This is a genomic window from Bacillus sp. V33-4, assembly GCF_002860225.1.
GTDB lineage: Bacteria > Bacillota > Bacilli > Bacillales > Cytobacillaceae > Bacillus_BJ > Bacillus_BJ canaveralius.
Genome location: NZ_PGVC01000029.1, coordinates 127982 through 138565, shown reverse-complemented (window position 1 = coordinate 138565; position 10584 = coordinate 127982). Strand labels below are relative to the sequence as shown.

Here is a 10584-nt window from a genome sequence, read left to right as displayed (position 1 = left end):
GATTTTTATTCCATTTTTTCATCCTTGACTTTTTCATAGATTTTTTGTGCAACGCTAGTGATATTTTATCGTTAATTTATGTGTGCCCATCTCCCTCTTAAATGATGAGTCAAAAAGAAAAAGCGGCAATCGCTTGTTCATTTTTCAAAATAATGGACAAGCGTTTCAACCGCCTTTTCTAATATAATTTCTTTCCCGTATTCCTGCAGTCTATGAATTGTCGTTAACGACGGATTCCCATACTCCGCGAGGATCGGAATGATTTGGTTTGCATCCGTGATCGAGCGTTCATCCATAAGTAAGTAATAATAATCATTAAAGGCGTATAAGCTTCCGCCGGTGATTTTCATGGCAGCAAGACGGCTTGCGAGCTGAATAACCACCTCTATACCCGCAAATTCAAAAAGAATATTGTCACTGTCTTCGGCCATGACTTGCATTTCAATAAAGCTGTCGCTAAGGGATTCTTCTTCCTCGCTTTGTTCCTCGACTGTTACAATCATGATCATTCCCTGGGCCTGTAGAGAAAAAATTTCTACTGCTACAGAGCCATGGAAATCAACTCCAAACTCTTCGCTTGCTTCCTCCAGCATATCATGAAAAAGCTGATGCCACTTCAAAGAGTCCAGCCAAATATCTTCCTTTGACAAACCTCGTTCAGTTAAATCGTCCGAGGTTAAAAATATTTTTATTTTGTTGCTTGTTAATCGTTCTAAGCGCATGACCATGCCCCCTGCTATGAACAAAGCTCTTAATTTTAGTTTATGAAATATTCAGAGGTTGGTGAGTTGTTTCTTATTGGCTCTTGCTGGATATGTTTCAACGTCATTCGCTTTTTAATGTTATTAGATGCGTTTCTGCTTTGGCACCAAGCCGGAGCGGTAAAGCAGTGGTTCCATATCCATTGCTGACAAATAACTTCGTCTGCGCCAAATCCCTGATTCCGCCTTTTTTATACGGACTGTAACCAAGGATGCGGATTTGGCCGCCATGAGTGTGCCCGCTAAGCACAAGGCGAATATTATGTTGAACGTCTATTTTCCTGCTAATGTTCGGGTTATGGCTTGCCAGAATTTTAAAGACATCCTTGCCTGCATCCTTGAGTGCAAGATCGAGACGGTCCCGTCCTATGCTTGGATCGTCGACGCCCAGCAACTGAATGGTTTCACCGTTTGCGGATTCAAACTGAACAGCTGTATTGTCTAAAATTTTTATGCCTGATTCAAGCAGCACAGCATCAAGCTGGTGATGATCCAGTTCGTAATCGTTATTTCCCCACACAAAGTAGACGGGCCCCAGCTTTTTTAATTTAGTCAGATTCTGCTTTATCCGGTCTATTGAAACGCCCTTTTCAGCAAGGTCGCCTCCAATAATGACAATATCAACGGATTCATCCACTTTCTCCATTAACGCATCTGTGATCAAACGGCGGTGGACATCCGATATAAAGAAGATTTTTACTGCACCAAAGCTTTTTGGAAAATCAACGAAAGATAATTCGTGTTTGATAACCCTGTCCGAAAAAGCTTCTTTCCACATATACAAAAGCAAGCCGACGCCGGCTGCGACAATGATCCAGATAAAATCCATAATTCCTCCTGAAATCCTGATCTTCCCTGAGTTTTATTTAAAATCATACCATAATAAGGCCTGCAAGCAGTAATCCATTTGATGATCCGATCAACAAAAATCCCTTCCATACTTTAGTATGAAAAGGGATTTTCTTTTGACACTGGAATTAAGCGACCTGGTCATTTGTTAGTCTTCGACAATATCTAAAATCCGGAATCCTGATGATTCCAGTTTTTTAACGAATTTGTCGATATTATCTTTCTTTTCCACTTTCATTACAATTCGACGGACAAGCTTATCGGTTTCATCAAAGGTCACCAGTGAAATGATATGTTCATGGAAATGATGGGCTATTTCAGCAAGCCGGGCAATCCTTCCTTCTGTTTCAACGGAAGTAAAGGCAATTCTCACGCCCGGTTTATGCATGCCAAATGCGCTTTGAAATTGTTCCATGACATCAAACCTCGTGACCGCTCCAAGAAATTCCCTCTTTTCATCGACCACAGCAAGAAGGGGAAAATTTTTTAATTGTAACAAAGTAGTTTCAAAAATTTCCTGGCCTTCTAAAAATTTTTCCTGGTGGGTTGCGATATCTTTCACAAATGTAGTTTCCAAAAAATCGTCTTTTGATTTTCCGGAAATAAAGAAATTTTGATAGATCGATGCTCTTGTGATAACCCCTGCGTAACTATCACCATTCAGGACAGGCAGGCCGTCAATTTGATGGGCTTCCAGCATATTCAGAGCATTTCTTACGCTTTCTTCGTGTTGAATCGAATAACATTTATACTTCGGAATCATGATGCTTTTTACAAACATGCTTATCACCTCTAATAATAAAATTCGACATAACTATATATTCTCTACGCGCAGAAAAATCCCTTTTTCTGTGCAGTTTATTTGTGACATGTTCAAGTTTTTTTACAAACTGTCCAAAAAAATGAGACATTGTTATTTGTTTTCGTGATACAAGTTAATATCATAATTTTTTTTCATCATTTCAAAAACAAGATGCCGCGATTTCCATTCTTGTTCTTTCTTCCATAAATCCTTGCTCTTATCGATAATTTCACATCTTAACGCATGGAATTCTTTTTCAGCCTTTTCACGCTTTTCTCTTAACAAATTCATTAACCCATATGTTCCGAACACAAACACTAAACAGTAAAAATTAACCGAGTTGCTGACAAACGCCGAAAACATTGAAGCAAACGAATATGAATACGGCTGGAGCACCGACTCATACAAATAGAGGAGATAAAGAAAAGCAAAACAAATGGTCAGCCACATGACAATTAAATGCCGAAATTTAAAGCGGTCGAATTTTCTTTTCCTTTTTACAACACTTTGAAGCATCTGCTTGGTAGTCTCATCTGTCTTGTCGTCGAGCATCTTGATCGGTGTTTCCAACACGTCCCCTCCTTTATGCCTTTTTATAAAAATGTATGAACTTGTCCAATAATATATGTTGCTTTGGACAACAAAAAATCCCGTCGAGATGACCGGAACTTCTCACTGTTCGATTGGAATTTTCAGCTTTTGACCCACTTGAATTTCGTTGTTTTTAATATTGTTTGCCTGCTTAATTTTATCAATGCCCGCTTGCGATTGGTAATACTTCATGGCAATTCTGTACATCGTTTCCCCGGGAGCGACCGTATGATAAATCACGGCCGCCTCATCTTCTTTCTGCGTAACAGCTGCACTGGATTCGGATTGGTTATCCTCAGCAGGGCTTGCAGCTTTTGCTTCTGCAACGGGTGCGGGTTTGGTACTCTCTTCTGGTGCAGTCTCACCGTCTTTATTGCCGCCAGTTGCAACCGTAGCTTCAGCTGAAGGGATAATGAGCGGCTGCTGGTTTGGATTTTCTTCTGCAACATGATCGTCCAAGTTGCTGGCAGGCTCTTTCTTGGTTGACGCGTCTTGCGACCTATCAATGTCGATCATGTCATAGCCGCTGCCTTTCTCGCTTGTATCTGTCCCTCCCGGCTTATCGTTTAAATACGAATAGACACTGAAAATACAGATTGGCAGCAAAATAAAAAAAAGAGCGAGAAGACGGATAATCGGGTATTTCAACTTCCAATTATTTTTCTTTTGCCTATCCCGGTGAATTTCGTTTCTTGGAGGCAATCCAGTGCTTGTATTATATTCTTCTCTATCGGGATGATTGATTTTTTTTCTCAAGCGTTCCGCCTGATCTCTATAAGGATTTTCTCTATTCATGAAACATCCCTTCCTGTCCAAGCTGGTTATCGTTTTTTCTATATTTGATCGTTAAACCCAGCAAAAAATCAATTAAAAAATGCATAAAAACTGTGACTAACAAGTTGTTTGTCCAATAAAAAACAAACCCGATCAAGAAGCTTAACAGCACAATATTGCTAAACAAAAACCAATTAAATAAATAACGGTAATGTACAAGAACAAAAATAATACTCGACACGATTATACCGAAGTTCGTTTGAATAACTCCCCGGAACAATATTTCCTCCCCTGTAGCCACCACCGCTGAAATGACGGCAATGTGGGCTATATTAACGTTACGGAAAATTTTTTCATTGAGTCCTCCATCGTCATAAAAAGAAGGAGGCAGGACTTTCATTAGCAGCATATCGACTAATACAACCCCAACCCCTGCGATTCCCCCTACAAAAAGGATATTAGGATCAGACCATTTAAATAAGTCGAAAAATGCTGAACGGCTGTCAAATAATATCATACCTAAAATCAGCGAAATCGTTAATAGTAAGATTTGCGTTCCATACAAATGAAACAGCAATTCTTTAGTCGATAACTGTTTTATTAGTTCTTTATACCTATTATTCATTTGCTTCCGCCCACTTTATTTTAATAACATTTCAGCCAAAAGCTTTCGCCATTCATCATTTCCACTTGTTTCTTTGTCTGGCTGAATGTCACTTTTAATGGTATTTTCAAAAAGATGCAAGTCGAAACCGCAGGCATCACAACAATTCGCTACAGATGAAGAGAGGGTTTCGGAAAAATAATCCAATATTGCTCTGCGGCGGCAGCTGTGCCCATCGACCCATTTTTTCATTTCTTCAATTTTCCTGCTTTTAAATCTAGCCCGGTCATTTGAAAAAGCGACGAGTCTGGCAATTGTCTCGTTCAGGGGCTGCCTGGCGTCAAAGCCTTCAAGCAGGTGTTTTCTGGTGATTCTCCATTGTATTTCACTAAATCCGCAGAAACTGATGATTTCTTCAGCGGCTAAATCGTACTCACGCACGGTCCTGTCGGTTTCAACTAGCCATGATTCCAGCCTGTGCAGCTGCGCCCCGGAAGGCAACTCCATTTCAGCCAACTGGGCGGAGAGCTGCTCATCTCCGGAAGAATATAATAAAATCGCGACACTTGGCTTTCCATCTCTTCCGGCCCGGCCTATTTCCTGCAAATATGATTCAAGCTGAATCGGCATGTGATAGTGAATAACAAAGCGGATATTATCTTTATTTATTCCCATCCCAAATGCACTTGTTGCACAAATGATATTAAGTTGTCCAAGCAGGAACTGCTGCTGGACAAGGATTCGATCCTCCTGTTCCATCCCACCATGGTACGGCATTACTTTGGCTATTCCTTTATCACGCAACAATTGAGCCATTTGCTCAGCCAGCCTTTTACTGGAAAAGTAGATAATTCCCGGCCCTCTTAAAAGGCTTGCATAATGAAACAGCCTCTCCTGCTTGGAGCGAAAGTCTTCTAGATGTTCAGCAACAAGTGTAATATTCGGTCTGTCAACCGAAAAGACGATTTCATTCATTTCCGCTAATTTCAGAGATTGAATGATGTCCGCTCTTACCTCTTTCGTTGCTGTAGCAGTGAGGGCCAATGTTAATGGTTCCCCAAGGCGGACGCGAATTTCACCAAGCCTTTGATAGTCGGGGCGGAAATCATATCCCCATTGCGAAATACAATGGGCCTCGTCAATGACAAAAAGGGAGACAGGTAAGCTGACTAGCCTTTTTATCACAAATTCGACCGTCAGCATCTCGGGTGAAATGAATATAAACTTGTAGCGATGAAGCCGATTTAAAACATGCCGCTTTTCTGCGGGCGATAAAAAAGAATTTAGAGCGACGGCTCTTTTTTCACCGCGCATCATCATTTGCTCAACTTGGTCCTGCATTAAAGAAAGGAGCGGCGACACAATTAATACAGCTCCTTCGGTTGCATAGCCGGCAAGCTGATAACACAACGATTTACCTGTTCCGGTCGGCAACATCGCCAGTGTATGCGTTCCTTGCAAAATCGATTCAACCGTTTCTTTTTGTCCCGGCCTAAATTCATCATGATCAAAAAATTGATTTAATAAAGCCTCTAAGTCCATATGTGGCCACCTAGTTTTGCCATTACTAAGCGAATTTCAAAATAATCCGCCGCAGAGGCATATTTCCTAATTTGTTTCAACTGTTTGGAAGATGTTAATTCCGCTGCTTTTTGAATCACCATTTGTTTATCGATATCAACGTATCGGGAAATATCAAATTCCTCTATATTTAATGCCATCTCGACAATATGGTCTTCTATCGTGCTTTGCTTTAACTTTCTGATTGCAGCAATTTCTAGAAGGGAACGGCCCTCATTGATCAATTCGAATGTTCGCGCAGTCGATTTCGTTAACGGCAGCTCTTTGTGGAGATCAGTAATTAACGGATATAGCAGCCTGTACTGGTCGGGTTCCCTTTTAATTAAATCTAATACATAATGAATGAAGCCAAGGAATTGCAGATGATAATAGCCCAAATCAGTCCCTAACTGCATCGCTGCCTGTACTCGTGTTAATCCGGCCCTGTTATGGCCTGAAAGGCGTAACACAATAACCGAGGGGTCGGACTCTTTGTTTAATTCAAGACAAGCTGTCAATTGAGCGTGAAGCTGCTCGGCCAGTTCCGCTCTGTTTTTTCCATAGGCAGATAAGTATCCCTTTAACCAAAACAGCGTTTCTTTCCTTTTTTGTACCGGTATGTACTTGGTTTCATGATGAAGCAGATTAGAACAAACTTGAATGAGAATCGACAACCGTTCCCAGAACAAATCTGTCAGGTGATGGTTTTTCCAGCCATTCAACGAGAGGGGTATCGGTTTTGCATCCAATTCTTGGGCCAGCCAATCTGAGCCTTTTTTCGTCAAAATATAGTGCTGAGAGACCGTCTCCTGGAGCATGCCCTGTTTCGCACAGTTCAGCACGGTCTGATCGAATTCTGTTCTGGTTATAAAAGAGAACGCCTGAAACAATACAGTTATATTAAAAAGGTAGGCATCCTGAATCGTCTGGGATGATTTTTTCCCTTTCAAGAGATGATAAACAGAGTAGATGGTTCTTTCGCCATTTATTTGCTTGAGACAATATAAAATGATCATTCCTAAATAGGCATTGAACATGTTTATCACCTGTTCCTTTTTCACTTGCTAAACAGTAGATCCGCAGGATATTGCGCAGTCAATAAAACTGGAGCCGTCCGGTCGAAGATAGTCTTCCCGGGCAGCTGCTTTTCCGAATCAAAAATAGCTAAAAATAAACTCATAATCATAGTAATAATATTGCGAGAAAATAATTGGAACCATATTCTCTACAGTCCATTTTAACATGAATCGACAATGCAATCCGTTTTAAATGGCGAAAGATAGGGAAAGTTTGTAGCAAACGTTGATATGATAAGCATTCTCATTACATTTTCTATTGAAATGTTGGTCATACAGTTTTACAATGGAATTAAGGAATCCGTTTTCTATTGTTTTTAAAGGAAAACGATCGAATAAAAACTGTTTATTTATTGGGAGGGTTTTTCATGGCAAAATATACTATCGTTGACAAAGACACATGCATTGCTTGCGGCGCATGTGGAGCGGCTGCACCAGACATTTACGATTATGACGATGAAGGCATCGCATTCGTGACACTTGATGATAATGAAGGGATTGTTGAAATTCCTGATGTTCTGATTGACGACATGATGGACGCGTTTGAAGGCTGCCCAACGGACTCGATTAAGGTTGCTGATGAGCCGTTTGATGGAGACGCGACTAAATTCGAATAATTATCACCAGATACAGTTTAAGCTACTCATCCCCTTTCTTTTTTAAGAGAGGGGATTTTTACATTTTTTCTAGCAAAAAAGCCGGACGATGCAGAACAATTCGTTCATTCCGCAAGATCCGGCTTTTCATTAATTTCAATTCATCAGGTTATATGCTTCGATAAGCGGTCTGTTTGCCAATCCATGTCTGCATCCTGGCAAACAGCAACATAAAGACAAGGGATATGAACAGACCCTTTACAATATTGAACGGCAGGATGGCGGTGACGATCAACTGCCGTGTCTCCACAGCAGACATTGCCGGTGCGTTCAAGAAAAAGGTGTAGGCAGGCAAGATAACAAAATAGTTAAGGACACTCATCAGAATCGCCATTACAACAGTTCCGTTAACAAGCGCGAAGGTCATGCCCTTTTTCGATTTTAATTTTTCATAAAAATAAACGGTCGGCAGTATAAAGGTAATTCCGGCAATAAAATTGGCAATATGACCAACAGGAACTCCGGTCGCGCTGCCTGTCAAAAAATAATCTAAAATATTTTTGAACAATTCTACCAGAATTCCGGCTGCCGGTCCAAAGATCAACGCAGCAATCAATGCAGGAATGTCGCTGAAGTCAATCATTAAAAAGCTCGGAAACGGTGGGATTGGAAAGTTCAGCAGCATTAAAACATAAGCGATGCTGCTTAGCATCCCAATCGATACTAACGCTTTAACCTTCAATTTTTTCATATTCCTCTCTCCTTTTTGAGACCCATCTCACATAGAAGAAAGGTTCAGCATTGGCATGCACTACGTAAAAAACCCCCAAACAATAGTTTGAGGGAGAAATTACAAAGGCACGCGTAATAAACATTTAAACCCTGCATGATTTAAATGTCTGCAGAACCTCCATCTTCTCCCATCCAGACTATACTGTCGGCTTTGGATTCACACCAAATCTGCCTAAATAACATTGTCGAGCTTTGGCTATTCACACAGGCGAACATTCATTTTCACTGGAGATTTCCCCCAGAGTTTGGATGACGTCAGCTTGTCGCGAATATGCGTCCGCTTTTCAATCAGGCTCGCGGGCTAAGAGCACTGGCTCCTCACCGCCGGTCGGGATTTTCACCCTGCCCCGAAGATAGATCGTATTTAGTTTTACGAGATAAGTATACTGAAAAAAAGCTAATTTGTGAAGAACTATGCATGCAAAAACTTTGAATATTGTCTTACGATTTTAATTGGTTATCGACATTATTAACTTTATCAAATTAAAGCGTTTACATTTTAAAGTGTAAAACAAAGCGCATTGACAGATAAAAGTTCGTCTTGTAAAATAATCAGAAAATTGTTTAATAATATTGGAAAAGCGGGTGGATATATGCACAAAATTTTAGTGGCAGATTCGATAAGTGAAGCCGGCCTTGAGCCGCTGCTCACAATGGAGAATGTCGAGATCATCCAGAAAAAAACGGATGATCCGGATGTAGTTCTTGATGAGGTGGATGCTCTGTTAGTAAGAAGTGCGACAACCGTTACTTCAGAACTGCTTGAGAAAATGCATTCATTAAAAATTATTGCTCGTGCTGGTGTAGGGGTTGACAATATTGACGTCGAAGCTGCAACCAAAAAAGGAATCGTCGTCGTTAATGCCCCTGATGGAAATACGATTTCCACTGCGGAACATACTTTTGCGATGATGGCTTCATTGATGCGAAACATTCCCCAGGCCCACGGTTCAATGAAAGATTACGAATGGAAACGCAATGCCTTTGTCGGTAAAGAGCTTTACGGGAAGACGCTCGGAATCATTGGAATGGGCAGAATCGGCTCCGAATTGGCAAAGCGGGCTAAAGCGTTCGGGATGGCGGTGCAGGTATACGATCCGTTTTTAACAAAAGAACGTGCTGTAAATCTCGGAGTTGAAGCGTGTTCGCTTGATGATGTGTTGACGAGAGCTGATATTATTACCGTTCATACCCCGCTTACAGCAGAAACGAAAGGCCTCATCAATGAACAAGCATTGGCAAAGACGAAACAAGGTGTTTTCTTTTTGAATTGTGCCCGCGGAGGGATTATTGATGAACAGGCTCTTGCTAAGTATATTGGAGCCGGACATGTGGCCGGGGCTGCCCTTGATGTATTTGAAACAGAGCCACCGGGAGAAAATCCGTTGTTGAAATTTGACAATGTTATCGCCACTCCCCACCTCGGTGCCTCGACAAAAGAAGCTCAATTAAATGTTGCCACCCAGGTTGCAGAAGAAGTCCGATTATTTCTAGAAGATAAGCCTGTTTCCAATTCTATCAATCTTCCTGCTATATCCAAGGAATTATACGAAAAGATCCGCCCCTATCATCACCTGGCCAAACAGATCGGAACCATTTTATCACAGTGCATAAAAGAAGGTGTCCAGGAAATATCGGTAACGTATTCCGGTTCTGTTGCTGATTTGGAAACATCATTTTTAACGAAGGCACTCCTATCAGGATTTTTCCGAAACAGAATCGACGTGAATGTGAACGAAGTAAATGCTTTACTGGCAGCAAAGGAACGCGGTATTACAGTTGGGGAAAAAATTTCAACCCATACATACGGTTATGCAAACAGCGTAACTGTGACAGCGAAAGGCGATGAAAGCCAGTTCACGATCCGCGGTACATATATCGACCATTACGGGCCGCGTATAGTCTTTTTAAACGACTTCAACATCGACTTCCTCCCTGAAGGAAATCTTTTATATATTCAGCATATGGATCGGCCGGGTGTCATCGGCCGGGTTGGAAAAATTCTTGGTGACCATTCCATCAACATTGCGACGATGCAAGTTGGGAGAAAGCAGGCAGGCGGAGAAGCAATCATGCTTTTATCGTTTGATAGACCCCTTCAGGAAGGAATGGTCGACCAATTACACGAATTGGACGACATCGTTTCGATTAACCCTATATTGTTATCTTAACAAAAACA

The 10584-nt window shown here is 41.2% G+C and carries 11 protein-coding genes and 1 riboswitch; of the genes, 2 read left to right on the top strand and 9 right to left on the bottom strand.

What is annotated here, in order from left to right; translation table 11 throughout:
* Positions 1-137 precede the first annotated feature (137 nt).
* From CVD23_RS11865 to CVD23_RS11830, 8 genes are all read right to left on the bottom strand, one after another.
* Positions 138-722 (bottom strand): genetic competence negative regulator, encoded by a 585-nt coding sequence (locus tag CVD23_RS11865; protein WP_101575777.1) that lies wholly within the window; start codon positions 720-722, stop codon positions 138-140.
* 103 nt (positions 723-825) lie between these two features.
* A complete protein-coding gene (locus tag CVD23_RS11860; RefSeq protein WP_101575776.1) occupies positions 826-1590 on the bottom strand; it encodes a metallophosphoesterase in 765 nt (254 codons plus the stop codon).
* A gap of 168 nt (positions 1591-1758) precedes the next feature.
* Positions 1759-2391: a CBS domain-containing protein gene (locus tag CVD23_RS11855; protein WP_101575775.1), complete on the bottom strand. Its 633-nt coding sequence runs from the start codon at positions 2389-2391 to the stop codon at positions 1759-1761.
* Between the two features lie 132 nt (positions 2392-2523).
* Positions 2524-2982, bottom strand: a complete 459-nt coding sequence (locus CVD23_RS11850; RefSeq protein WP_101575774.1) for a YpbF family protein — start codon at positions 2980-2982, stop codon at positions 2524-2526.
* A 102-nt stretch (positions 2983-3084) separates the two neighbouring features.
* Complete coding sequence (locus CVD23_RS11845) at positions 3085-3798, bottom strand: LysM peptidoglycan-binding domain-containing protein (protein WP_101575773.1); 714 nt, start codon at positions 3796-3798, stop codon at positions 3085-3087.
* Complete coding sequence (locus CVD23_RS11840) at positions 3791-4402, bottom strand: CPBP family intramembrane glutamic endopeptidase (protein ID WP_101666123.1); 612 nt, start codon at positions 4400-4402, stop codon at positions 3791-3793. Before CVD23_RS11840 ends, CVD23_RS11845 begins: the two co-directional genes overlap by 8 nt.
* Positions 4403-4417: 15 nt before the next feature.
* Positions 4418-5923, bottom strand: a complete 1506-nt coding sequence (locus CVD23_RS11835; protein ID WP_101666122.1) for a RecQ family ATP-dependent DNA helicase — start codon at positions 5921-5923, stop codon at positions 4418-4420.
* Entirely contained in the window at positions 5914-6978 is a 1065-nt protein-coding gene (locus CVD23_RS11830; protein ID WP_101666121.1) for a helix-turn-helix domain-containing protein, read from the bottom strand. The genes CVD23_RS11835 and CVD23_RS11830 overlap by 10 nt, the downstream gene beginning before the upstream one ends.
* A 407-nt stretch (positions 6979-7385) precedes the next feature.
* Between CVD23_RS11830 and CVD23_RS11825 the strand changes: the two genes are divergently transcribed.
* A complete protein-coding gene (locus CVD23_RS11825; RefSeq protein WP_101575769.1) occupies positions 7386-7634 on the top strand; it encodes a ferredoxin in 249 nt (82 codons plus the stop codon).
* 148 nt (positions 7635-7782) lie between these two features.
* On the opposite strand, the gene CVD23_RS11820 is transcribed toward CVD23_RS11825, so the two are convergent.
* Positions 7783-8364, bottom strand: coding sequence for an ECF transporter S component (locus tag CVD23_RS11820; RefSeq protein WP_101575768.1), 582 nt, complete (start codon positions 8362-8364; stop codon positions 7783-7785).
* 157 nt (positions 8365-8521) lie between these two features.
* A riboswitch (FMN riboswitch) is annotated at positions 8522-8764 on the bottom strand.
* A 234-nt stretch (positions 8765-8998) separates the two neighbouring features.
* Between CVD23_RS11820 and serA the strand changes: the two genes are divergently transcribed.
* Entirely contained in the window at positions 8999-10576 is a 1578-nt protein-coding gene (gene serA / locus CVD23_RS11815) for a phosphoglycerate dehydrogenase (RefSeq protein WP_101575767.1), read from the top strand.
* Positions 10577-10584 lie beyond the last annotated feature (8 nt).

What these genes read in the sequence shown, in the direction of transcription:
- CVD23_RS11865 (WP_101575777.1), bottom strand. Translation starts at nt 722, where the DNA reads ATGCGCTTAGAACGATTAACAAGCAACAAAATAAAAATATTTTTAACC.
- CVD23_RS11860 (WP_101575776.1), bottom strand. Translation starts at nt 1,590, where the DNA reads ATGGATTTTATCTGGATCATTGTCGCAGCCGGCGTCGGCTTGCTTTTG.
- CVD23_RS11855 (WP_101575775.1), bottom strand. Translation starts at nt 2,391, where the DNA reads ATGTTTGTAAAAAGCATCATGATTCCGAAGTATAAATGTTATTCGATT.
- CVD23_RS11845 (WP_101575773.1), bottom strand. Translation starts at nt 3,798, where the DNA reads ATGAATAGAGAAAATCCTTATAGAGATCAGGCGGAACGCTTGAGAAAA.
- CVD23_RS11840 (WP_101666123.1), bottom strand. Translation starts at nt 4,402, where the DNA reads ATGAATAATAGGTATAAAGAACTAATAAAACAGTTATCGACTAAAGAA.
- CVD23_RS11835 (WP_101666122.1), bottom strand. Translation starts at nt 5,923, where the DNA reads ATGGACTTAGAGGCTTTATTAAATCAATTTTTTGATCATGATGAATTT.
- CVD23_RS11830 (WP_101666121.1), bottom strand. Translation starts at nt 6,978, where the DNA reads ATGTTCAATGCCTATTTAGGAATGATCATTTTATATTGTCTCAAGCAA.
- CVD23_RS11825 (WP_101575769.1), top strand. Translation starts at nt 7,386, where the DNA reads ATGGCAAAATATACTATCGTTGACAAAGACACATGCATTGCTTGCGGC.
- CVD23_RS11820 (WP_101575768.1), bottom strand. Translation starts at nt 8,364, where the DNA reads ATGAAAAAATTGAAGGTTAAAGCGTTAGTATCGATTGGGATGCTAAGC.
- serA (WP_101575767.1), top strand. Translation starts at nt 8,999, where the DNA reads ATGCACAAAATTTTAGTGGCAGATTCGATAAGTGAAGCCGGCCTTGAG.